The organism is Streptomyces caelestis, from assembly GCF_014205255.1.
Taxonomy (GTDB): domain Bacteria; phylum Actinomycetota; class Actinomycetes; order Streptomycetales; family Streptomycetaceae; genus Streptomyces; species Streptomyces caelestis.
On record NZ_JACHNE010000001.1, the window covers coordinates 896,226 to 919,262 of the forward strand.

Annotated in this window: 23 protein-coding genes; 11 read left to right on the forward strand and 12 right to left on the reverse strand. The window is 71.1% G+C overall.

The genetic code is table 11. From position 1 onward, the window contains the following. Window positions 1-27: 27 nt before the first annotated feature. Complete coding sequence (locus HDA41_RS03995) at window positions 28-414, reverse strand: BlaI/MecI/CopY family transcriptional regulator (protein ID WP_184980715.1); 387 nt, start codon at window positions 412-414, stop codon at window positions 28-30. Window positions 415-557: 143 nt separating this feature from the next. Here HDA41_RS03995 and HDA41_RS04000 point away from each other — a divergent pair, with 143 nt between their 5' ends. After that, window positions 558-1,199, forward strand: a complete 642-nt coding sequence (locus tag HDA41_RS04000) for a hypothetical protein (protein ID WP_184980718.1) — start codon at window positions 558-560, stop codon at window positions 1,197-1,199. Then, window positions 1,187-1,438 carry a twin-arginine translocase TatA/TatE family subunit gene (locus HDA41_RS04005; protein ID WP_184980720.1) on the forward strand — a complete coding sequence of 84 codons (252 nt, stop codon included), beginning with the start codon at window positions 1,187-1,189 and terminating at the stop codon, window positions 1,436-1,438. The genes HDA41_RS04000 and HDA41_RS04005 overlap by 13 nt, the downstream gene beginning before the upstream one ends. Window positions 1,439-1,450: 12 nt before the next feature. Here HDA41_RS04005 and htpG read toward each other — a convergent pair whose 3' ends face one another. From htpG to HDA41_RS04020, 3 genes are all read right to left on the reverse strand, one after another. Next, window positions 1,451-3,349 (reverse strand): molecular chaperone HtpG, encoded by a 1,899-nt coding sequence (htpG, locus tag HDA41_RS04010; protein WP_184980722.1) that lies wholly within the window; start codon window positions 3,347-3,349, stop codon window positions 1,451-1,453. 84 nt (window positions 3,350-3,433) lie between these two features. After that, window positions 3,434-4,105 carry a class F sortase gene (locus tag HDA41_RS04015; RefSeq protein WP_184980724.1) on the reverse strand — a complete coding sequence of 224 codons (672 nt, stop codon included), beginning with the start codon at window positions 4,103-4,105 and terminating at the stop codon, window positions 3,434-3,436. A gap of 132 nt (window positions 4,106-4,237) precedes the next feature. Further along, the gene (locus HDA41_RS04020) at window positions 4,238-5,035 is read right to left on the reverse strand and encodes a hypothetical protein (protein WP_184980726.1); all 798 of its coding nucleotides are present in this window, start codon (window positions 5,033-5,035) and stop codon (window positions 4,238-4,240) included. Between the two features lie 260 nt (window positions 5,036-5,295). Here HDA41_RS04020 and HDA41_RS04025 point away from each other — a divergent pair, with 260 nt between their 5' ends. Continuing rightward, on the forward strand, window positions 5,296-5,796 hold the full coding sequence (locus HDA41_RS04025) for a hypothetical protein (RefSeq protein WP_184980728.1): 501 nt from the start codon (window positions 5,296-5,298) through the stop codon (window positions 5,794-5,796). 19 nt (window positions 5,797-5,815) lie between these two features. Here HDA41_RS04025 and HDA41_RS04030 read toward each other — a convergent pair whose 3' ends face one another. From HDA41_RS04030 to HDA41_RS04055, 6 genes are all read right to left on the reverse strand, one after another. Further along, on the reverse strand, window positions 5,816-6,103 hold the full coding sequence (locus tag HDA41_RS04030; protein ID WP_184980730.1) for a DUF3040 domain-containing protein: 288 nt from the start codon (window positions 6,101-6,103) through the stop codon (window positions 5,816-5,818). Between the two features lie 308 nt (window positions 6,104-6,411). Continuing rightward, window positions 6,412-7,725, reverse strand: a complete 1,314-nt coding sequence (locus HDA41_RS04035) for a cation:proton antiporter (protein ID WP_184980732.1) — start codon at window positions 7,723-7,725, stop codon at window positions 6,412-6,414. A 1,021-nt stretch (window positions 7,726-8,746) separates the two neighbouring features. Beyond that, a complete protein-coding gene (locus tag HDA41_RS04040) occupies window positions 8,747-9,523 on the reverse strand; it encodes a carbonic anhydrase (RefSeq protein ID WP_184980734.1) in 777 nt (258 codons plus the stop codon). A gap of 267 nt (window positions 9,524-9,790) precedes the next feature. Then, window positions 9,791-9,940, reverse strand: a complete 150-nt coding sequence (locus HDA41_RS04045) for a hypothetical protein (protein WP_184980736.1) — start codon at window positions 9,938-9,940, stop codon at window positions 9,791-9,793. 448 nt (window positions 9,941-10,388) lie between these two features. Beyond that, window positions 10,389-11,657 carry an MFS transporter gene (locus HDA41_RS04050; protein WP_184980738.1) on the reverse strand — a complete coding sequence of 423 codons (1,269 nt, stop codon included), beginning with the start codon at window positions 11,655-11,657 and terminating at the stop codon, window positions 10,389-10,391. Between the two features lie 94 nt (window positions 11,658-11,751). Beyond that, entirely contained in the window at window positions 11,752-12,180 is a 429-nt protein-coding gene (locus tag HDA41_RS04055; protein ID WP_184980740.1) for a helix-turn-helix domain-containing protein, read from the reverse strand. Window positions 12,181-12,257: 77 nt separating this feature from the next. Here HDA41_RS04055 and HDA41_RS04060 point away from each other — a divergent pair, with 77 nt between their 5' ends. The 3 genes from HDA41_RS04060 to HDA41_RS04070 are packed head-to-tail and all read left to right on the forward strand — an operon-like array spanning window position 12,258 to window position 14,971. Next, complete coding sequence (locus tag HDA41_RS04060) at window positions 12,258-13,118, forward strand: class I SAM-dependent methyltransferase (protein WP_184980742.1); 861 nt, start codon at window positions 12,258-12,260, stop codon at window positions 13,116-13,118. 51 nt (window positions 13,119-13,169) lie between these two features. Next, on the forward strand, window positions 13,170-13,880 hold the full coding sequence (locus tag HDA41_RS04065) for a ThuA domain-containing protein (RefSeq protein WP_184980744.1): 711 nt from the start codon (window positions 13,170-13,172) through the stop codon (window positions 13,878-13,880). Then, the gene (locus HDA41_RS04070; protein ID WP_184980746.1) at window positions 13,850-14,971 is read left to right on the forward strand and encodes a Gfo/Idh/MocA family protein; all 1,122 of its coding nucleotides are present in this window, start codon (window positions 13,850-13,852) and stop codon (window positions 14,969-14,971) included. The genes HDA41_RS04065 and HDA41_RS04070 overlap by 31 nt, the downstream gene beginning before the upstream one ends. A 19-nt stretch (window positions 14,972-14,990) precedes the next feature. Here the strand turns inward: HDA41_RS04070 and HDA41_RS04075 are convergent, their stop codons facing one another. Then, window positions 14,991-16,469 (reverse strand): glutamate-cysteine ligase family protein, encoded by a 1,479-nt coding sequence (locus tag HDA41_RS04075; protein ID WP_184980748.1) that lies wholly within the window; start codon window positions 16,467-16,469, stop codon window positions 14,991-14,993. A gap of 107 nt (window positions 16,470-16,576) precedes the next feature. On the opposite strand from HDA41_RS04075, the gene HDA41_RS04080 reads away from it, so the two are divergent. The 3 genes from HDA41_RS04080 (at window position 16,577) to HDA41_RS04090 (ending at window position 19,621) form a co-directional block, all read left to right on the forward strand. After that, a complete protein-coding gene (locus HDA41_RS04080) occupies window positions 16,577-17,785 on the forward strand; it encodes an MFS transporter (protein WP_376706766.1) in 1,209 nt (402 codons plus the stop codon). 172 nt (window positions 17,786-17,957) lie between these two features. Then, window positions 17,958-18,836, forward strand: coding sequence for an SDR family oxidoreductase (locus tag HDA41_RS04085; protein WP_184980750.1), 879 nt, complete (start codon window positions 17,958-17,960; stop codon window positions 18,834-18,836). Between the two features lie 56 nt (window positions 18,837-18,892). Continuing rightward, entirely contained in the window at window positions 18,893-19,621 is a 729-nt protein-coding gene (locus HDA41_RS04090; RefSeq protein WP_184980752.1) for a maleylpyruvate isomerase family mycothiol-dependent enzyme, read from the forward strand. A 6-nt stretch (window positions 19,622-19,627) separates the two neighbouring features. Here HDA41_RS04090 and HDA41_RS04095 read toward each other — a convergent pair whose 3' ends face one another. Beyond that, entirely contained in the window at window positions 19,628-20,023 is a 396-nt protein-coding gene (locus tag HDA41_RS04095) for a MarR family winged helix-turn-helix transcriptional regulator (RefSeq protein WP_184980754.1), read from the reverse strand. Between the two features lie 86 nt (window positions 20,024-20,109). On the opposite strand from HDA41_RS04095, the gene HDA41_RS04100 reads away from it, so the two are divergent. Both HDA41_RS04100 and HDA41_RS04105 read left to right on the forward strand, forming a co-directional pair. After that, window positions 20,110-21,591: an MFS transporter gene (locus HDA41_RS04100; protein ID WP_184980756.1), complete on the forward strand. Its 1,482-nt coding sequence runs from the start codon at window positions 20,110-20,112 to the stop codon at window positions 21,589-21,591. A 197-nt stretch (window positions 21,592-21,788) separates the two neighbouring features. Next, complete coding sequence (locus tag HDA41_RS04105) at window positions 21,789-23,036, forward strand: ABC transporter substrate-binding protein (RefSeq protein WP_184980758.1); 1,248 nt, start codon at window positions 21,789-21,791, stop codon at window positions 23,034-23,036. The last annotated feature ends 1 nt before the right edge of the window (window position 23,037 follow it).

Consider the following 23,037-nt stretch of genomic DNA (forward strand, 5'->3'; position numbering starts at 1 on the left):
CAGAAAGACGAAGACCCCCATGAGGCTTCAGCCTTCCCCCTCGCCGTGGGCCTGATCCAGCAGGTCACGCAGCAGCCGTTCGTCGTCAGGGCCGAGGCCGGTGAGGAAGCTGGCCAGCACGGCCTCGCGGTCGCTCTCGGCGTCCAGCACCTTGCGCATCTTGCGGGCGGCCAGGCCCGCGTGGTCCGAGGCGGGCGTCCAGGCGAAGGACCGGCCCACCCGCTCCCGAGTGACCGCGCCCTTGCCCAGCAGCCGGGTCAGGATCGTGATCACCGTCGTGTACGCGAGGTCACCGCCGAGGCGTTCCTGCACCCAGCCGGCCGTCGCCGGACCGTCCGCCTCCCGCAGGGCCGACAGCACCAGCGCCTCCAGCTCGCCCTGCCCCCGCCGGGGACGCTGCCGGGGATCCGCCACCGCCCTGCCTCCCTTCGCCGCCCTGCCTGGCTCGTGCGGACATCGTATAGATCCGCGGGACCGGCCCCCTCTGCTTCTACAATGCTGTAGATTTCAATGCGTCCGATATCGACGACCGACACAGCAACCGACAAGGAGACTTCGTGGCCGATCCGCCCCGCCTCCATCCCGAGGACCGCGCGGACTTCGAAGCGGTACTGGATCTGGCGCTGAGCACCGCGGACGTCCATGGCGCCGTGCGCGCCGACCCGACCGGCCGGACTGCCGCACACCTGCGCGCCCACGCGCTCGCCCACTCCGACGACATCACGGCGGCGGCCGGCGAGCCGTACCGCGCCTACCTCGCCGCACGGACCGCCGCGCGGCGCCCGCCCGCCACCGGCAGTCTGCTGCCCGCCCTCGCGGTGCTCACGCCGCTGGTGGCGGCGACGTCCGCCGGGGCTCTGCTCCTGCTCGGCAGCCTGCTCCAGGTCGGGGACGCACCGGGCCCGTTGCCCGGCTCCCTCGTCGCGGCCGGCTGGACGCTGGCGCTCGTGGCGGCCGTGACCGGCCTCCTCGGCCTGGCCGCGCTGCTGCGCTCGGCCCTGGGCGCGCGGGCCGACCGCGTGGAGGACGCCCGGCTGGCCTGGCGGCAGGCCCTGCTCGACCGCGGCATGCTGCCCCATCTGCGCCGGCATACGGCGGTCGCACATTCCGCGGCGGGGATCACACCGTGCTCCCCGCCGGGTACGCTCACGCCGTGCCCGGCCCGGGCGGGAAAGGACAGGACACCATGTTCGGACTGAGCGAGCTCGCGATCCTCCTCATTGTCGTCATAGCCGTGATCGGAGCCAGGAAGCTGCCCGAACTGGCCCGGTCGGCCGGCAAGTCCGCCCGCATCCTCAAGGCCGAGGCACGCGCCGCGAAGGACGAGGAGGCCGGGGCGGGCGCCGCGCCACGGGTGGTCCAGGGCGAGATCGTCCCACCGGGCACCGGCACGACCCCGCCCGGCGCGCGGGCCGCGGACGCCCCGGACCCCCGCTGATCCGCCCCCTGCCTACAGCGTGCGCTCCAGGCGGTCGGCCACGAGCTTGACGAAGCGTGCGGGGTCCTTGGGCTGACCGCCCTCGGCGAGCACCGCCAGCGTGTGGAGCAGCTCGGCGGACTCGACGAGACCCGAGCGGTCCTCGCGCTCCCCGTACGCCTGATTCAGGTTCTTCACCAGCGGGTGGCCGGGGTTGAGTTCGAGGATCCGCTTGGTGCGCGGCACCTCCTGGCCCATCGCCCGGTACATGTTCTCCAGGGCCGGGGTCAGGTCGTGCGCGTCCGAGACGACACAGGCCGGGGAGACGGTGAGCCGCGACGACAGACGCACCTCCTTGATGTCCTCGTCCAGCTGCTCCCGCATCCAGCCGAGCAGACCGGCGTACTCCTCGGCCTGCTTCTCCCGCTCCCCGTCGGCCTTCTCGCCGTCCTCGCCGTCGAGGTCGATCTCGCCCTTGGCGACGGAGCGCAGCTTCTTGCCCTCGTACTCGCCGACGGCGTCGACCCACACCTCGTCGACCGCGTCGGTGAGCAGCAGGACCTCGATGCCCTTGTCCCGGAACGCCTCCATGTGCGGGGAGTTCTCGATGCTCTGCCGGGACTCGCCGGTGATGTAGTAGATGTCGTCCTGGCCGTCCTTCATCCGCTCCACGTACTGCGCGAGCGTGGTCGGCTCGTCCTCGGCGTGCGTGGTCGCGAACGACGCGACGGCGAGGATGGCGTCCCGGTTCTCGGAGTCGGTGACCAGGCCCTCCTTCAGGACGGTGCCGAACTCGCGCCAGAACGTCGCGTAGCGGTCGGCGTCCTTGGTCTTGATCTCCTTGATCGTGGACAGGACCTTCTTCGTCAGCCGGCGCTGCATCATCCGGATGTGCCGGTCCTGCTGGAGGATCTCGCGGGAGACGTTGAGCGAGAGGTCCTGCGCGTCGACGACGCCCTTGACGAAGCGGAGGTAGGGCGGCAGCAGCGCCTCGCAGTCGTCCATGATGAAGACGCGCTTCACATACAGCTGGACGCCGCGCTTGAAGTCCCGCGTGAACAGGTCGTGCGGGGCGTGCGAGGGGACGAAGAGCAGGGCCTGGTACTCGAAGGTGCCCTCGGCCTGGAGCCGGATCGTCTCCAGCGGCTCGCGCCAGTCGTGGCTGATGTGCTTGTACAGCTCGTGGTACTCGTCGTCGGACACCTCGTCGCGCGACCGCGCCCACAGGGCCTTCATCGAGTTCAGCGTCTCGGGCTCGGGCGCGTCCTCGCCGTCGCCCGCCTCCGGGACCATCCGGATCGGCCAGGTGATGAAGTCCGAGTACCGCTTGACGATCTGCTTGATCGTCCACGGCGAGGTGTAGTCGTGGAGCTGGTTCTCCGGGTCGGCGGGCTTGAGATGGAGCGTGACGGAGGTGCCCTGCGGCGCGTCGTCGACCTTCTCCAGCGTGTACGTGGACTCGCCGCAGGACGTCCAGCGGGTCCCCTGGCCCTCGCCGGCGCGCCGGGTCACCAGCGTCACCTCGTCCGCCACCATGAAGCCGGAGTAGAAGCCGACGCCGAACTGGCCGATGAGCCCCTCGGCATTGGCCGCGTCCTGGGCCTCCCGCAGCTCCTTCAGGAAGGTGGCCGTACCGGAGTTGGCGATGGTGCCGATGAGCTGTCCGACCTCGTCGTACGACATCCCGATGCCGTTGTCCCGCACGGTGAGGGTCCGGGCCTCCTTGTCGACGTCGATCTCGATGTGCAGGTCGGACACGTCGGCGTCGAGCGAGTCGTCCCGCAGCTTCTCCAGGCGCAGCTTGTCCAGCGCGTCGGAGGCGTTGGAGACAAGCTCCCGCAGGAAGACATCCTTGTTCGAGTAGACCGAGTGGATCATCAGCTGGAGCAGCTGACGTGCCTCTACCTGGAACTCAAACGTTTCGGTCGTCATGGTTCGCGAATACCTCACAGGTCCCACAGTCGCCTGAACTCGTGCAGTCACTTTAAAACACCACGTCAGGCCTGGGACCCGGAATCAGACGAGGTGGGCGAACACGACCAGGTTCTCGGTGTAGTCCCGGGCCTGACGGTCGTAGGCACCCGCGCACGTGATGAGCCGGATCTGCGCGTCGGGGGTGTCGCCGTACACGCGCTCGCTGGGGAAGTCGTCCTTGTCGAAGGACTCGGCGTCGTCGACCACGAAGGTCGCCCTGCGGCCGTCGGCTCGCGCCACGTGGAACCGGTCGCCCTTCTTCAGCTGGCTGAGCCCCGCGAACACGGCCGGGGACGTCGCGGTGTCCACGTGCCCGGCGATGATCGCCGTTCCGGCCTCGCCGGGCGAGACGCCCTTGGCGTACCAGCCGACGAGGTTGGTGTCGTCGGCCGGAGGGGGTTCGAGCTGACCCGAACGGCCGATGGCGAGGTCGGTGAAGGGCGCGTTCACCGAGATCTTGGGGATGTACAGGCGGACCGGCCGGGACCGCGGCAGATGAGGGCCGACCTCGGCGGGCGCGGCCGTCGGGACGGCCGGCGGGGCGTGCGGCGGGCCACCGGCGTCGGACGACGACTCACCACGGCCGGCGGCCAGGCTCACGGTCAGGACCAGGGCGGCGAGACCCCAGAGGATCGACACGACGGTGCGCAATCGCCGCTTCGACGGCGCGGGGCCAGGCTCGGCTGGAGACGGGGGGCTGGGGCTGGCTGCCATCGGAGACCACCTCATTCGGGCACGGCAGCGGAACGGACACGGCAGCGGACGCGGCACGCGGGAGGACGAGCCGAGCCGCCGCAACGCGAGGAGCACGTGCGGCGGCCACGGCGCTACGAGATCAGGCCTCGGTCATGCCGCGCCTTGCGAAGCCTTCTGGCGCCGCAGGGCGTACAGGCCGGTGCCGGCCACCGCCAGCACCGCGAGACCGCCGGCCGTCACGCCCGGCGATGCGGCCAGGCCGCCGCCACCGGTGTGCATCCCGCCGCGCGGCTTGTCGTGCTCGTCACCGTGCCAGGAACCCTTCTCGTGCTCGTCGTACTTGCCGTGCTCGTCGTGCTTGCCGTGCTCGTCGTACTTGCCGTGCTCGTCGTGCTTGCCGTGCTCGTCGTACTTGCCGTGCTCGTCGTACTTGCCGTGCTCGTCGTCCTTGTCGTGCTTGCCGTGCTCGTCGTCCTTGTAAGTGTCCGGGTCGTGCTTGGGGTTGTCCCAGTCGTCGTACGTGTTCAACACGGTCAGCGCTCCGCCACCCGTGTGTACGCCACCGCGCGGCTTGTGGTGCTTGTCGCCGTGCTCGGAGTCCTTCTCGTGCTTGCCGTGCTCGTCGTGCTTGCCGTGCTCGTCGTCCTTGGCGTGCTCGTCGTGCTTGCCGTGCTCGTCGTGCTTGCCGTGCTCGTCATCCTTGTGGGTGTCCTGGTCGTGCTTGGCGCTGTCCCCGTCGCCGTCCGCGGTCACCGCGGTCAGCGCTCCGCCACCCGTGTGTACGCCGCCGTGCGGCTTGTCGTGTTTGCCGTCCTTGTCGTGCTCCTTGCTGTAGGAAGTGTTGTCGTGGTCGTGGTCACCCATCGCCTCGGCGTAGGCGGTGGGTGCGGCGATCGCGAGGGCGGCCGTGGCCGTGGCCGTCGCGAGCAGCATGCGGGCAGAGCGCATCGGTGAGTCCTTCCGTCGCGGTCCGGGCGCTGACGCCTCGCCAGCTCACGAGACCCGGCCTCGACGTGAACACCGTCAGTCACGCAAGGCCGTCCCACCACCCAGGGCGTTCACACGGGTTACGGCCACACCCTTACGGCGGCACTCGCCCCGACCGGTCCGGCCGAGACCATGGCAACGTCTCGCCCCTCGCGGCCGTCTCCTATGGCGACACGGGGGGCGAGGTCCGCTCTCCCCCGGACCAACTGCGGGAGACGTTCATGGCCATGGTCGGCCTGTTCTGGATCGGCGAGGACTCGGTGTACGTGGGGGCCGAGCCCGAGGGGGAGGCCTCCGGGGTACGGCTGTCCGAGGACGGCGTCGAGGCGTTGGGGTCCGGCCGGGGCAGGTTCTGGACGTGGGACGAGGTGGTCCGGATCGAGGCTCACGACGTGCCCGTGCCGTCCGGGATGCGGAGGCTGGCGTCCATGGCCTTCGACGCCGCGCTCGTCGTGGTCACGGGTGACGGTGAGCTGCCGCCCGCCTTCTCCGTGGAGGTGGCGACGATCGAGGAGACCGTCCAGGTCGATGTGCACGCGGCCGTCGCCGGAGGGATCTACCTGCCCTCCGAGTACGAGCTCTCCGTCGCCCTCCTCCAGCGGCTCGCCGACGGCAGCACCCGGATCGGCGACCTCCTCGCCTGGGGCCGTGACCACGCGGCCGAGGGCACTCCGCCGCGCGAGGAGCGCGAGGCGCTGCTGCGGAAGTGGGCGGAGGCGTAAAGCCCGGCTGCCGCACGCGTCACCATCGCCGCTGCCGCTGACGTCCCAGGCGGCTCGGATCGGGGTCGACCAGTTGGGCCGCCATGCCGACGAGGACCAGCCCGGCCGCGATGAGCAGCCCTTGGGCGAGCGCTATACCGGAGCCCAGTACGGCCGCGCCGAAGGCCAGCGCCCACCAGGCTCCGGTACGCCGGTACTCCCGGGGCCGGGCCGGGCGGCCGGATCTCATGGCCCGGGTGAACCTGGGGTCCTCCCGCTCGAGTCGTGCTTCGAGGTCGACGAGTCGTTCGTCTTCGGACTGGGGCACGGCTTCTCCTTCCCGGAACCCGAGAGCGCTTCGAGGCAGGGCACGGCCGAGGCCATGGCAAGTCCTGGGGTGCCGGGCCGTGTGGCGGTGCGGAGGGAGACAGCCTGCCGACGTGCGGCACGGTCGGTCTCACCAGGGCTTCGGCTTCTCCCCCCTCCAGCGGCGTCCGCCATCAGGCCCCGTCCTCATCCTTCCCGGTGGCCACCCCGTACGAACGCCGTGCCGTCAGGCGGTTGTTCGGTCCGGGAACGGGTGACCGAGGCATGCCGGGCCACCATGCGGGGCGAGCCCTTCCTGTGTCCCGCTCCTCAAACCCGTCGCCGAGGGCCACACCTCGTGCGCTGGCGCTCGGCCTCGGCAGGCAGAGCGTCGGAGGCCGCGACGGACGACGGCGTGGCGTCGTTCCGGGGGCGGGGCTCGGTGTCGTACGGCGTGGCCGTGCGGCCGGGCCGGAGGTCCTGGGCGGCGCGGAGCGCGCGGGCGAGCAGGTGGGCCCGGCCGGCGGCGATGGGGCCGAGGATCGCGAGGACGAGGACGTACCCGGCGATGAACGGGGCGAGGCGGGCGTCGAGTCCGGCGCCGGCGGCCATGGCGGCCAGGATCAGCGCGAACTCCCCGCGGGCCACGAGGGTGGTGGCGATCTCGGCGGCGGGCTCGGTGCCGTAGCGGTACACGCGGGCGACGAGGAGTCCCGCGGCGATGTTCATGACGACGGTCAGTGCCGCCGCCGCGGTGACCGGTCCGACGACGGAGACGATGTCGCCGGGGTCGATGGAGAGCCCGAAGGCGAAGAAGAAGATCGCCGCGAAGGCGTCGCGCAGCGGGTGCACGAGGTCCCGGATGCGTGGGCCGGAGGGTGTACCGGCCAGGATCAGGCCGACCATGAACGCGCCGATGGCGTCGGCGACTCCGAGGACCTCGGCGACTCCCGCCACGAGGACGGCCGCGCCGAGGAAGCTGATGACGAGCAGTTCGTTGTCGCGGGTCGCGATCAGACGGCCGGCCGGCTTGGTGCCGTAACGGGCGGCCGCGGCCAGTACCAGGAGGAAGGCGAAGGCCTTGGCGCCCTGGAGGACCATGTCGCCGACCCCCTGGGCGCCGCTGATGACCGGCTGGAGGGCGGCGAGGTAGAGGGCCAGGAAGATGTCCTCGACCACGATGACGCCCAGGATGAGGCGTGTCTCCGGGCGGCCGATGCGGCCCTGGTCGATGAGGATCTTGGTGACGATGGCGGACGAGGAGATGCCCAGGACACCGGCGAGCACCAGCGCCTCCCGGACGCCCCAGCCCAGGGCGAACCCGAAGACCAGACCCGCGCCGACGTTGAGCAGCAGGTAGATGCCGCCCGCCGTCAGCAGGCGCCGGCCGCCGCTCTTGAGGTCGTCGAGGTGGAACTCGAGGCCCAGGTAGAACAGCAGCAGCACCAGTCCGAGTGCGGAGAGCATCTCGAAGTCGTGTGCGTCCTCGACGATGACCAGGCCCGGGGTGTGCGGGCCGAGCAGGATGCCCGCGAGCATGAACAGCGGGATCGTCGGGAGTCCGATCCTGCCGCCGAGGCGGGCGAGGAGGGCGGCGGCCAGGAAGGCGCCGCCCATGGCGAGGAGGCTGTCAGCGTGTCCCACGGGTCACCCCCTTCGCGGGCACGCGGGGGGCGGATCGTTTCACCGTGCGGGGATGGATAAGGGCTCCTCCTTCGTGGGGCTGGGTCCGACGGCGTCGCGCGCGTCTCGGCACCGCCCGAGGCCGCTGCCATGACAACCGACGCGAGCCTCGGCGACGCTGCCAGCCTCACACGGGCGCAGGGCGCGTCACCATCGGTGCCCGGACCCATTTTCGGGCGGGGGCGACACTCATTCCCGGGCGGTGCCCGAACCCCTTCCGGGACGGGGGCGGCACCCATTCCCGGGCGGTGCCCGAACCCCTTCCCGGACGGGAGCAACACCCATCCACAGGCCGCGCCCGAACCCCTTCCCGAACGGGGACGACACCCATCCCCCGGCCGCGCCAGATCCCCTTCCCGAGCGGGAGCAACACCATCCACGGGCGGGCAGCACCCCTCCCCCGTCACACGTCCCGGTGGTCATGCCCAGCCCGCTCACCGCCGCACGGAAGTCGGCCGTGTGGTGGCCGACCGCGAGGGACCAGCGCTGGCCGACGCCCGTGGTGCTCCACGCGTCCACCCATGCGCCGGGATCGCGGCCGGAGTCGACGCGGCTGGTGGTTGCCGATCTCCAGTAGGGTCCCGGTCCGACGGTGCCCTCGGAGGCGACGAAGGACAGGCCGCCGTCGGCGTCCTGGCCGGGGCCGAGCAGGGTGACGGGTCCGTGCTGGACGTCGAACTCGACGCTCGCTGACCGCGAGGCGGGCGGGCCCGTCGTGGCCCATCTCCACGACGCCGTCCTCGAAGTCGAGAGCCTGGATCTCGGTGAAGGAGACCCCGGCGCCGACGCTCTGGGAGGCGTCCCTGGTCTCCTGCTCGGTCACGCGCTCCGTCCGGTGCCGCAGGTCGTCGAACTCCAGCACCACGTGCGAGCCGAACGTCGTGGGCAGCAGGGTCGGATCGGTCTGCACGTCGAGCATGCCGGGGTAGGTATGACGTGACCGGGCGTGCAACGTTTCTCCCGCCCGGTCGTCGTCCCCGGGTCAGGCGGAGGGCGCGCCGCTGAGGACTTCGACCCGGCCGGTGTCGAGCGAGTAATAGGCGCTGACGACGGCCAGGTCGCCCTTCTTCACGAGCGGGGCGAGGTCCCTGTTGGTGCGCAGCTCGGCGGCGGTCTGCTTGGTGTGGATCCGGACCATCGCGTCGACGGGGTCGGTGTGCTTCGCCCGGGTGGTCTCCCGGTAGGCCGGCCGCAGGGCGTCGGAGATCGCCTGGAGGTTGCCGGGGAGCTTCTTGCCGTCACGCATGGCCTCGTAGGCCGCCTCGATGGCACCGCAGCGCTGGTGTCCGAGGACCACGATCAGCGGGGTGCCGGACGTCATCGGCCCGTACTCCACGGAGCCGACGACCACCGGTCCCACGACCTGCCCGCCCGTGCGCATCACGAACAGGTCGCCGAGGCCCGTGTCGAAGACGAGCTCCGGCGGGACGCGGGAGTCGATGCAGGAGAGGATGACACCGTAGGGCTCCTGGGCCTCGGCGACGAACTCGCGCCGCTTCGGGTCGCGGTCGGGGTGCTGGAGGTTTCCCTCCACCCAGCGCTTGTTGCCCTCCATCAGCCGCGCGAACGCCGCCCAGGGCGAGTCCGGTCGCGGGCCTGCCGCGGGAGAGGGCGAGGGGGACTTCGTCGCCCCCACGGCCGACGTCTTCCCCGCGTTCGTGCTGTCCGGGTTCGACGAACAGGCGGTGAGCATGGCTGCGGTGGCAGCCAGCCCGCCGGTGAGTATGGCCCTGCGCTGCGGTGTCCTGGCGGTACCCATGTTGCCGTCCCTTTCGGTCTCCGTTCTCCCTGGCGGGAGCGGTGATCCAACTGTCGCGGGAGCCCGGTTAGCGCTCGTACAGCGCTGATGCAGCGCAGGAGAAGTGCTGTTCCAAAACGCGCGGAGTGAGGGTGACGCACGCTGGGTGACCCTTGGTCAGAGGCGGACTGCGGTGCGGTGCTCGTAGTCCAGCCCGTGTGCGGTGCAGCGTCCCTCACCGCGGGGGCAGATCCTCGAGTACTCGCTGACCCGGGCCCGGTACACCCGTCACGGGGCGGGCGGACGCACCTCCTCCGGGGCGAGGCAGCGCCCGCCGCACCCGGCGGGGCCGGGGATCATCCGCAGGCCCTCCAGGGCCTCCTCCCCGTGGAGTTCCTCCGCCGCGGCCTTCAGGTACAGGGCGAGGAGGCTCGCCATGCCCCCGGAGCCCTTGAGTCGTGGAGGACGATGCCGATCCGGGGTTCGTGGGCGATGTTGCGGGAGTGCGTGACCTCAGGGGGCCTGCCGAACTCGGCATCTGCGAGGCCGGCCTGCTCCGGACCCGCCTCAAAGAACTGATGCCCCGCCGCGCCGACCGCGTCTGCGTCCTCGTCCATACGGCCAAGCTGGGCGGCCGCCCCTTCCACGCCTGGGCGAAGCCGGCGGCGGTGGGGCCGCGTGGTGGCGGCGGTAGGACTTGCGCGGCGGCGGGGGCTCACGCGGGTTGGGGGCTCGCCCGGCGGCAGGGGCTCACCCGGTGCTGGGTACTCACCCGGCGGGACCCTGCCCGGCACCGACGGCTCGTCGACGCCAAAGGCACACGCAGCACCGGCCTCATCCTGCCGCGAGGACCCGCGCGCACCGAAGGCCTCGCACACGCTGCCCGTCAGGGCTGGGCCGTTCCCGTCGCCGCTGTGTTCGGCGCCTGCGGACCGCTGCTTCCGAAGCGGACTCCCTTGGCCTCCTTGCCGATCGCGCTCAGCAGGATCACCACGGCCAGCGTGGGCACGATGGTCCACGCCATCGCCGACGGATACCCGTGGCGCTCGGCGAGGGCCTCCTGGATCGGCAGGTTGAGCGCGGCGATCAGGTTGCCGAGCTGGTAGGTGACGCCCGGATAGAAGCCCCGGACGGCGTCCGGGCTCATCTCGGTCAGGTGCGCCGGGATGACGCCCCAGGCTCCCTGCACGCAGACCTGCATCAGGAAGGACGACAGCATCAGCCAGCCGACGGTCGTGGACAGCACGAAGAACGGCACCACGACCAGGCCCGCGGCCGCCGCGATCATGATCGTGCGGCGGCGGCCCAGCCGCTCGGAGTACGCACCGAGCAGCACACCGCCGATCATGGCGCCGATGTTGTAGACCACGGCGATCGCGATCGAGGTGTTCGCGGACAGGTCCAGGCCCTTCTTCACGAAGGTCGGGTAGATGTCCTGCGTGCCGTGCGACATCCAGTTGAAAGCGGTCATCAGCGCGACGAGGTACACGAAGCGCCGCAGCACCGCCGGGTTCTTGAACACCTGGTACGCGGGGGTGCGGTTGAGCCGGACGCTCTTCTCCCACACCTCGCTCTCCTCGACCCGGCTGCGCACCCACAGGGCGACCAGGGCGGGCAGCAGGCTGAAGGCGAACAGTCCCCGCCAGCCGAAGACGGGCTCGATGACGAAGAACGCCACGGCGGCCAGCAGGTACCCCAGCGAATAGCCGCTCTGCAACAGCCCCGACCAGAAGCCACGCCTGGAGGCCGGGATCTTCTCCATGGCCAGGGCCGCTCCCAGGCCCCACTCGCCGCCCATGCCGATGCCGTAGAGCAGGCGCAGCACCAGCAGCACGGTGTAGTTCGGCGCGAACGCGCAGGCGAATCCGACGATCGAGTAGAAGACGACGTCGACCATGAGCGGCACGCGGCGGCCGCGGCGGTCCGCCCACATGCCGAACAGCAGCGCGCCGACGGGCCGCATCACCAGCGTCGCGGTGGTGAGGAAGGCCATGTCGGTCAGGGAGACATGGAATTCGTCGGCTATCTCGCTGTAGACGAGCACGACCAGGAAATAGTCGAACGCGTCCATCGCCCAGCCGAGATAGGCGGCCAGGAAGGCGTTGCGCTGGTCTTTCGTCAGACCCGCTGCCTGCCCTTTCACGGTGTTCAGCACTGCGCCTCCCGAAGTTCGCAGCCGAGGCTAGGCACGGAACACCGGGAATCGGGCAAAGTACGAACCACGGTTGGACCAAGAGCGCCGACGCCCCTTACCTGCCGGGAACCCGCCTGCCCGGCGCCGTGACACCGCCAGACGCCGCGGCGTCGAGGAGGCGGCGGAAGGCGGGGCACTCCATGTGGCTCGGGGCGGGACAGGAGGCGGCATGGCGCAGGGAGTCGCGCAGTACGCCCAGTTCGCGGATCCTGTCGTCGAGTTCGTCCGCCTTGGCCGCCAGCATCTGCCGGTCGATACGCGGCTGCCCGTCCGGCGCGAGCATGTGCGCGATCTCGTCGAGCGAGAACCCGGCCGTCCGCCCCAGCGCGATCAGCGCCAGCCGCTCCAGTACGCCGGGGTGGTACTGACGGCGCAGGCCTCGTCGGCCGGTCGAGGAGATGAGCCCTTTCTCCTCGTAGAAGCGCAGGGTCGATGCCGGTACCCCGGCGCGGCGCGCCACTTCGGCGATGTCCAGCTCTGTCATTGTCTTGACCTCAAGTCGACTTGAAGTAGAACGCTGTCATCCCGGTACGACGAGGGCAAGCAGAAGGAGAGGCAGCCATGGACGCTGCGCGCAGGGCCGACGACGAGCAGGCAGCCCGCTGGAAGGGGCGCGCCGGTCATGCCTGGGACGATCTGAAGGGAGTGCTGGACGAGATGTTCAGGCCCTTCGAGGAGCTCCTCGTCGAGGCTGTCGCCGCCGAGCGGGCGAAGCACGTGCTCGACGTCGGCTGCGGTACGGGCGGTATCGCGCTGGCCGTCGCGCGGCGGCTCGGTCCGGAGGGGCGCTGTGTCGGCATCGACATCTCCGAACCGATGATCAGCACCGCCCGGGAGTGCGCCGACCAGGAGGACGTGCCGGCCTCGTTCGTCTGCGCCGACGCACAGGACCACGCCTTCGAACCCGGCAGTTTCGACGCCGTCATCTCGCGGTTCGGCGTCATGTTCTTCAACGATCCGGTCCGGGCCTTCGCCAACCTCCGGCGCGCCGTCAGGGACGAGGGGGCGCTCCGGTTCGTCGTCTGGCGGGATCCGGCCGAGAACCCGTTCATGACGACGGCCCAGCGCGCCGCGGCACCGCTGCTCCCGGACATGCCCGTCCGCCGGCCTGACGAGCCGGGACAGTTCGCCTTCGCGGACCCGGACAAGGTCCGGCGCATCCTGGCCGAGAGCGGCTGGGCCGGGATCGACATCCGGCCGGTCGACGTGGTCTGCACCCTGCCCGAGAAGGAACTGGTCCGATACCTCACCCGGCTGGGCCCGGTGGGCATGTACCTGCCCGAGGTGGACGCGCAGACCCGCGAACGGGTCGTCGAGACGGTCCGTGCCGCCTTCGCCCCCTTCGTGCACGGACCGGAAGTCCGCTTCACCGCGGCCTGTTGGACGGTCGGCGCCCGTGCCTCGACAGCGAAATTTTCGTGAGGCCCGGCCCCCTTTCGTGAGCGCGGGCGCCCGGCGCATAGTGAGATCACGATGACGCCGAAGAAAGCCCTGGTGGTCCGCGGCGGCTGGGAGGGGCACCAGCCGGTCGAGGCAACGGAACTCTTCCTGCCCTTCCTGAGAGACAACGGCTACGCCGTCCGGGTCGAGGAGTCGACCGACGTCTACGCGGACGCCGCCGAGTTGGCCGGCACCGACCTGATCGTGCAGTGCGTGACGATGTCGGAGATCACGCGCGAGCAGCTGGCGGGACTGAGCTCGGCGGTCGTGGCCGGCACGGGGTTCACCGGCTGGCACGGCGGCATCGCCGACTCCTTCCGCGCCTCCTCCGACTATCTCCACCTGGTGGGAGGGCAGTTCGCCACGCACCCGGGCAGGGAACCGTGCGAGCGCCGGGGCGGGCCGGAGGACAACTTCCTGCCGCACACCATCACCCTCACCGAGGCCGGCCGCGAGCACCCCGTCACCGCGGGCATCGAGGACTTCGAGCTGCACACCGAGCAGTACTGGGTGCTCCACGACGACCTCATCGACGTCCTGGCCACCACCACGCACCCCACCCGGCCGTGGGAGCCCTGGCACCGGCCGGTCACCTCGCCGGCGGTCTGGACCCGCCGGTGGGGCGCCGGGCGGATCGTGGTGACGACACCGGGGCACAGCCTCGACGTGCTGGAGAACCCCGACGTCCGCACCATCATCGAGAGGGGCATGCTGTGGGCGACGCGCACCGCGTCGGCGTCGTAGGGCTCGGAGTCATCTCCCGCGCGTACCTGGACACACTGGCCGGTCACCCCGCCGTGCGCGTGACCGCGGTCGCCGACCTCGACGCCTCCCGGTCGGCCGCGACCGCCGCCGGACTGCCCGGCGTCCGGGCGTTGACCGTCGAGGAGCTGCTGAGCAGCCCGGACGTGGACACGGTGCTGAACCTCACCACCCCCGGGGCGCACGCCACCATCGCCCTGGACGCCATCGGCCACGGCAAGAACGTCTACGGGGAGAAGCCGCTCGCCGCCACGCTCGCCGACGCCCACGCCGTCATGACGGCCGCCGCGCGGGCGGGCGTCGGTGTGGGGTGCGCGCCGGACACCGTGCTGGGCACCGGGGTCCAGACGGCCCGGGCGGCCCTGACGGCGGGGAGCATCGGACGCCCCCTGTTCGCCTCGGCCGTGATGGTCACCCCGGGCCACGAACGCTGGCACCCGCACCCCGACTTCTACTACACCGAGGGCGGCGGCCCCCTGCTGGACATGGGGCCGTACTACCTCGCGTCCCTCGTCCATCTGCTGGGTCCGGTGCGGGCCGTGACGGGGGCGTCCAGCAGGCTGCGCGCCGAGCGGGTCATCGGTTCCGGCCCGCGTACGGGAGAGCGGATACCGGTGGAAGTGGACAGCCATGTCTCCGGTGTGCTGGAGCACGTGGACGGGACGCTGACGACGATCACGACGAGCTTCGACGGGGTGGCCACCACCGCGTCCCCGATCGAGGTGCACGGCGAGGTGGGAACCCTCGCCGTCCCGGACCCGAACCGCTTCGACGGCGACGTACGGCTCTTCGAGCTCGGCGACACCCAGTGGCGCACGCTCCCGCCGTCCGCGGGCTACGTCGACGGCGCACGGGGCGTCGGGCTGCTCGACTTCGTCACCGCCGACGGGCAGCGGGCACCGCGCGCGAACGGCGAACTCGCCCTGCACGTACTGGAGACGATGACCGCGCTCCTGCGTTCGTCGGCCGAGGGGCGGCGGATCGAGCTGACGACGTCGGCGCGGCCGCCCGCTCCCGTCCCGCTGACGGCCGCCGAGGAGTGGGGTGGCCGGGCCGCGCCCAGCCCCGCGTGACCCGGCGATGTCGCGGCGGTCAGTCCACGGGCCAGGTGTGCGCGGGCGCGTTCATGTGCATGTAGTCCATGTACGTCGTGGTCATCTGCCGCAGTGCCGCACGCCGGTCGGAGACGCCCGCCTTCTCCAGGTGATGGACCGTCTCCGCCTGCCACACGGCGCCGTTGCGCGCGGTGACACAGCGCTGCTCGATGATGCCCAGCAGGGGTTCGCGCCAGGCCTCGTCCATGCCGGCCAGCTCCAGGCCCCGGTGGGCCAGCGGCAGCAGCCGCCGCAACACCAGTTCCGTGACCGGCACTTCGCCCGTGCCGGGCCAGTACAGGCGGGCGTCGATGCCGTCGCGGGCCGCGGTGTGCAGATTCTCCTCGGCGACCGAGAAGGACATCCGCGTCCAGATCGGCCGGTCCTCGTCGACCAGGGCGCGGGTGAGGCCGTAGTAGAAGGCGCCGTTGGCGATGATGTCGGCCACGGTGGGGCCGGCGGGCAGCACCCGGTTCTCGATGCGCAGATGCGGGCCGCTGTCGGTGACGGCGTAGACGGGGCGGTTCCAGCGGTAGATCGTGCCGTTGTGCAGGGTCAGTTCGCCCAGCTGCGGAACGCCGCCGCTGTCGAGCGTCTGCTGCGGGTCCTCGTCCTCGCACAGCGGCAGCAGGGCCGGGAAGTAGCGCACGTTCTCCTCGAAGAGATCGAAGACGCTGGTGATCCACCGCTCCCCGAACCACACCCGGGGCCGTACGCCCTGGGCCTTGATCTCCTCGGGGCGGGTGTCGGTGGCCTGCTCGAACAGGGGGATGCGGGTCTCGCGCCACAGCTCCCTGCCGAACAGGAAGGGCGAGTTCGCCGCGAGGGCGATCTGCACGCCGGCGATGGCCTGGGCCGCGTTCCAGTAGTTCGCGAACTGCTTGGGCGCGACCTGGAGATGGAACTGAGTGCTGGTGCAGGCGGCCTCGGGAGTGATGGTGTCGGCGTACGTCGACAGGCGCTCCACGCCGTCGACCCTGATGCGCAGGTCCTCGCCCCGCGCCGCGAAGATCTGCTCGTTGAGCAGCCGGTACCGCGGGTCACCGGAGAGGGCGGACTCGCTGACGTCCGCCTCGTCCAGGGTGGGCAGGATGCCGATCATGATCAGGTGCGCGCCCACGGCCGCGGCGCGGTCCTCGGCGTGGTTCAGGGCGTCCCGGATCGTCTGCTCCCAGGCGCCGGGGCCGCCGGTCGTCAGCTCCCTCGGCGGGATGTCGATCTCCAGGTTGAAGCGGCCCAGCTCGCTCGACCAGGCGGGATCGGCGATCGCCTGGAGCACGTCGGTGTTGCGCATCGCGGGCAGCCCGCGGTCGTCCACCAGGTTGAGCTCGATCTCCAGCCCGACCCGGGGGCGCTCGCTCTCGAAGCCGGACTCGCGCAGCATCCGGGCCAGCACCTCGAGGTCGGTCTGCATCTTCGCCCGGTACCGACGACGGTCCTCCCGTGCGAACACCAGGGCCGGCACGTCACGTCCCATGTACGCTCCCGGGTTCCCTCGGCGGATGGCTCTCGTCCCAGCGTCGCACCTTCTCGTCCCGGCGGCGCACCTTGTCGTGGTGCCCGCACCCACCTAGCCTGAGGTTTGTGCCGCAAATAAACAAACCCCGATCGCACAAGGCCGTGCCGGGCAACGGCGCCTCCCTCACCCGACTCCGCACCGCGATCACCGTCTTCTTCGCCCTCGACGGCTTCGTCTTCGCCGGCTGGGTCGTGCGCATCCCCGCCATCAAGGAACAGACCGACGCCTCCGCCAGTACCCTCGGCCTCGCCCTCCTGGGCGTCTCCGCCGGAGCCGTCGTCACCATGGTCCTCACCGGCCGCCTGTGCCGCCGCTACGGCAACCACCGGGTCACCGTCGCCTGCGCCGTCCTGCTCTCCCTCAGCGTCGCCCTGCCCCCGCTGACCCACTCGGCCCTCGCGCTCGGCCTCGTCCTGCTGGTGTTCGGCGCCGCGTACGGCGGGATCAACGTCGCCTTCAACAGCGCCGCCGTGGACCTGGTGGCCGCGATGCGGCGGCCGATCATGCCGAGCTTCCACGCCGCGTTCAGCCTGGGCGGTATGACCGGCGCGGGGCTGGGCGCCCTGGTCGCGGGGTCCCTCTCCCCCACCCGGCACCTGCTGCTGCTCACGGTCGTCGGGCTGCTCGTGACGGCCGTGGCGGGCCCCACGCTCCTGCGGCAGAAGCCGCCGGTGCCGCCGGAACGGGAACGGCCCACGCAGGACGCCGCCCCGCGCCGGCCGGCCGGCCGTACCCGGGGACTCGTCCTCGTGTTCGGCCTGATCGCGGGGTGCACCGCGTACGGCGAGGGGGCGCTGGCCGACTGGGGTGCCCTGCACCTCGAAGAGGACCTGGACGCCTCGCCGGGTGCCGCGGCCATCGGCTACTCCTGCTTCGCGCTCGCCATGACGGTGGGCCGCCTGACCGGCACGACGCTCCTGGAGCGCCTGAGGCAGACCCGGACCGTCGTGGCGGGCGGCGCCACGGCGGCGGCCGGGATGCTGCTCGGCTCGCTCGCCCCCGCCCTGTGGGCGGCCCTGCTGGGGTACGCGGTCACGGGCATCGGCCTCGCGAACCTCTTCCCCGTGGCCGTGGAACGCGCGGGCGCGCTCGCCGGCCCCAGCGGAGTCGCCACCGCCTCCACGCTGGGCTACGGCGGCATGCTGCTGGGGCCGCCCGCCATCGGGTTCATGGCGGACTGGTTCTCCCTCCCGGTGGCGCTCACCAGCGTGGCGATCCTCGCCGCCGTGGCCGCGTGCATCGGTTTCGCGACCCGCCGCGCCGCGGCGCCCTGATCCCGCCACGACCCCAGGCCACTGACACGTGCATACGGGCGGGACGGGCCACAGGCCATCATGTCCGCAGCCAGGTGATCCGTACCCCGGCTTCGGGGTACCCGTGGCCTCGCCCGTTGTGATCACCGGTTGTGATCACCGGGCCGTACGCCATGGACAAGGAGGCAGACCCGTGACCGATCAGCAGCACCCCGGCGAACAGCACCCCACCCCGGAGTTTCCCTCCCAGGACCAGCCGCACCCGGGCTGGACCGGCCCCATGGACCCGCCCCCGGACCACGGTGAGGAGTCCTACCGGGGCAGCGGCCGGCTGACCGACCGCAAGGCCCTCATCACCGGCGGGGACTCCGGGATCGGCCGCGCGGTCGCCCTGGCGTTCGCCCGGGAGGGGGCCGACGTGATCTTCACCCACCTGGAGGACGAGAAGGACGACGCCGCCGAGACCGCCCGGCTGGTCGAGGAGGCCGGGCGGCGTGCCGTGCCCGTCTCGTGTGACGTACGGGAGGAGGAGAACTGCCGGGCACTGATCGACCGTGCCGTCGCGGAGTTCGGCCGGATCGACGTCCTGGTGAACAACGCGGCGTACCAGATGTCGCAGCCCGACGGCATCGAGGCGATCTCCACCGAGCAGTTCGACCGGGTGATGCGCACCAACCTGTACGGCATGTTCTGGCTGTGCAAGCTGGCCCTGCCGCACATCCCGGAGGGCGGCAGCATCATCAACTCCACGTCGGTGCAGGCCTACAAGCCCAGTCCGCATCTGCTGGACTACGCGACGACCAAGGGCGCCATCGTCACCTTCACGCAGGGGCTGGCGCAGATGGTGATCGACAAGGGCATCCGCGTCAACGCCGTGGCGCCCGGCCCGGTGTGGACGCCGCTCATCCCGGCGACGATGCCGGACACCCAGAAGTTCGGCGCGCAGGCGCCCATCGGGCGGCCCGCGCAGCCGGCCGAGATGGCTCCGGCGTACGTCTTCCTCGCCTCCCAGGACGCGTCGTACATCACCGCCGAGATCGTCAACGCGACTGGCGGCACACCGCTGCCGTAGGGTCCCCCGGGAAAAGCCCGGCGCTTGGAGCGTGCTCCATACGGCAGACTCGCGCCATGGAGACCGACGAGTTCCTGCAAGCGCTGGAGACAGAGGGCCGGTTGCTGGCCGCGGCCGCCGAGGAGGCCGGGACGGACGCCAAGGTGCCGACGTGCCCGGAGTGGCAAGTGCGTGATCTGCTGCGGCACACGGGCGCGGTGCACCGCTGGGCCGCGTCGTACGTCGCCGAGCGGTACACCGAGCGCCGCCCGCTGGGTGAAGCCCCGGACCTCGACGGCGCGGAGCTCGTGGCCTGGTACCGCGACAGCCACCGCCACCTCGTCGGCACGCTGGCCGGCGCCTCACCCGACGTGGAGTGCTGGTCCTTCCTGCCCGCGCCGTCCCCGCTGGCCTTCTGGATCCGGCGGCAGGCGCACGAGACGGCGGTGCACCGGGTCGACGCGGAGTCCGCACGCGGAGCCGGCACCACCACCGTCACCCCGGAGTTCGCCACCGACGGCATCGACGAACTGCTGCGCGGCTTCCATGCCCGCCCCAAGAGCCGCGTACGCACCGACGAGCCGCGCGTCCTGCGGGTGCGCACGGACGACACCGACGCCGTGTGGAGCGTACGGCTCTCCTCCGAGCCGCCCGTGACCACGCGGGGCGCCTCCGGGGAGGCCGCGTGCGAACTGTCCGGCCCGGCCGAGAAGTTGTACCTGGCGCTGTGGAACCGGGCTCCCCTGCCGTCGGTCACGGGCGACCAGGCGCTCGCCGAGCTGTGGCGGGAGACGTCAGGGATCTGACGGGGCTCAGCCGTCCGCCAGCATCCGCTCCAGCACCGCACGCTGCACGGGCAGCACCTCACCGTGCAGCGTGCGCCCCTTCGCCGTGAGGGCGACGCGCACACCCCGCCGGTCCTCCGGACACATGCAGCGCTCGACGAGCCCCTCCTTCTCCAGCCGGGCGATCAGCCGCGACAGCGCGCTCTGGCTCAGATGGATCCGCTCGGAGATCTCCTGGACGCGGTAGGAGGGAGTGCCCTTCGCCGCCCGGCACCCGGCGAGGACGTCGAGCACCTCGAAGTCGCTGGCGCACAGGCCGTGGTCGTGCAGAACCCGGTCGAGTTCACACTGTGTTCGCGCGTGCAGCGCCAGAATGTTCCGCCACTGTTCCACGAGCGCCTGCTCGGCCTGCTTCGCCGCCATGCGCCGCACCGTAACAGAGAAGCAGGTTTGTTGCACCTGAATTAAATGCGCTTGCATCTCATGCACGTGCATGTAGTGTCTCGCTCATGACCTCTCCGCTCACCTCCCCCACGTCCGAGGGACGTTGGACTCCCCGGCTCTGGGGCACCCTGCTGGTGCTCTGCGCCGCGATGTTCCTGGACGCCCTGGACGTGTCCATGGTCGGCGTGGCGCTGCCCTCCATCGGTGCCGACCTCGGCCTGTCGACCTCGGCGCTGCAATGGATCGTCAGCGGCTACATCCTGGGCTACGGCGGTCTGCTGCTCCTCGGCGGACGCGCCGCCGACCTGCTGGGCCGGCGCCAGGTCTTCCTGGTCGCACTGGGCGTCTTCGCACTGGCCTCGCTGCTCGGCGGTCTCGTCGACTCGGGACCGCTGCTCATCGCCAGCCGCTTCGTCAAGGGCCTGAGCGCGGCCTTCACGGCCCCCGCCGGCCTGTCGATCATCACCACGACGTTCCCCGAGGGCCCGTTGCGCAACCGCGCCCTGGCCATCTACACCACCTGCGGTGCCACCGGCTACTCGATGGGCCTGGTCTTCTCCGGCCTGCTCACGGAGGCCAGTTGGCGGCTCACGATGCTCCTGCCCGCTCCCGTCGCGCTGATCGCCCTGCTCGTGGGCCTGAAGCTGCTGCCGCGCAGTGAGCGCGAGCGCGGCCAGGGCGGCTACGACATCCCCGGCGCGGTCCTCGGCACCACCTCGATGCTGCTGCTGGTCTTCACCGTCGTCGAAGCGCCCGAGGCGGGCTGGGCGTCGGCCCGGACCCTCCTGTCCTTCGCCGCCGTCGCCGTCCTGCTGGCGGCCTTCGTCGCCGTCGAGCGGCGCAGCCCCAGCCCGCTGATCCGGCTCGGCGTGCTGCGCTCGGGGCCGCAAGTGCGGGCACAGCTGGGCGCGTTCACGTTCGTCGGCAGCTACATCGGCTTCCAGTTTCTGGTGACCCTCTACATGCAGCAACTGCTCGGCTGGTCGGCGCTGCACACGGCCCTGGCCTTCCTGCCGGCGGGCGCGCTGGTGGCGCTGTCCGCCACGAAGGTGGGGGCCGTCATCGACCGGTTCGGCACAGCCCGGCTGATGGTGCTGGGCTTCGCCCTGATGGTGACCGGCTACGTGCTGTTCCTGCGCATCGACCTCGACCCGGTCTACGCGGCGGTGATCCTTCCGACGATGCTGCTGGTCGGCTCCGGCTTCGCGCTGACCTTCCCGTCCCTCAACGTCCAGGCCACCAACGGCGTCGACGAGCACGAGCAGGGCATGGTCTCCGGGCTGCTCAACACCTCGGTCCAGGTGGGCGGCGCGATCTTCCTCGCCGTGGTGACGGCGGTGGTGACCGCGAACTCCCCCGAGCGGGGCAACGCCTCCCCGCAGGCCGTCCTCGACAGCTACCGGCCCGGCCTGGTGGTCGTGACGCTCATCGCCTTCGCCGGCCTGCTGATCACCCTCACGGGCCTGCGGCCCCGGCGGCGGCAGTCGTCCGTCGTGGTCGCCATGTCCGCCCCGAAGAAGGCGGAGCCCGTCGCCGTACGCGACTAGGGAGCGCTTCCGGTGGATCACTTCGGTCCTGCGTCCCCTCCGGAGGGGACGCAGGACCGAGGCGAGAAGCGCAACCAACCGAAAAAGTGTACGTTTCATACTTTTCCGGGCTCCGGATGAGTTCTACCCTCATGTACAGATGGCGGGCGGAGGGCCGGCCAGTCGTCCACCGCCGCCTGTAACGAGCGGAGGCGGAGATGAAAGCGTCGATACGGCGGTCCGCGATCTTCGCAAGCGCGGCTGCTCTTGTGATGGCCGTCTGCGGTACGACGGGCACTGCCCAGGCCGAGCCGGGCGACGGTGAGCTCCAGTTCGGCTACGTCCTGCCGGAGACGGGACAGCTGGCCTACCTCGGCCCGCCGCAGATCGAGTCGCTGAAGTTCGCGATACAGAAGATCAATGACGCCGGCGGGGTCCTGGGCAAGCCCGTGCCGACTGTGGTCTCCAGTGACGAGGCGGGTCAGGAGGCCGTTGCCGCGCAGTCGGCGGACCGGGTCCTCGCGGCAGGCGTGGACGCGATCATCGGCGCCGCGGCTTCCGGCATGTCGCTGTCGTTCATCGACCGGGTGACCGGAGCGGGCGTGGCGCAGTGTTCGGGGTCGAACACCGCTCCCACCTTCACCGACTACGAGGACGACGGCTTCTACTTCCGTACCGTCCCGAGCGACGCCTTGCAGGGGCCCATCCTGGCGGATGTCGTCCGCGACGACGGCCACAACCGGGTGGCCCTGGTGGCACGGGCGGACGACTACGGGCGCGGCCTGATGGAGTCCACCCGGAAGTCGCTGGAGGACCGCGGTGCGACGGTGGCGCTCGCCGAGACCTACGACCCGAAGGCGACCAACTTCGACCAGGTCGCCCAGCAGATCGAGAACTCCAGGCCGGACGCCGCCGTGGTGATCGCCTTCGAGGAAGGCGCCCAGATCCTGCAGGGCATGATCGAGTCCGGAATCGGGCCCGACCGGATCGGCGTCTACGGCGCCGACGGACTGCGCAGCGAGGAACTGCCCTCGCTGGTCGCGCCGGGCCAGCCGGAGAGGCTCTCCGGGATGAAGGGGACCGCGCCGGCATCGGCGGAGAACGCACAGTACGTGAAGGACCTCAAGGAATTCGCGCCGAAGCTGAAGGAGCTGCAGTTCGCACCGCAGGTGTTCGACTGCGTGACGACGATCGCGCTCGCCGCCGAGAAGGCGGAGTCCGACGATCCCGGCGAGTACGTGAAGGAGATGAACGGGATCACCAAGGACGGCGAGAAGTGCAACTCGTTCGCCGCCTGCAAGGAGCTGCTCGCCGACGGCAGGGACATCGACTACGACGGTGTGAGCGGTCCGCTCGACTTCACCGACAAGGGCGAACCCGGCCAGGCGACGATCGAGGTGTACGGCTACGACGACAAGGGAGCGTTGCAGACACTGCGTACCGAGACCAGCAGGGCCGAGGAGTGAC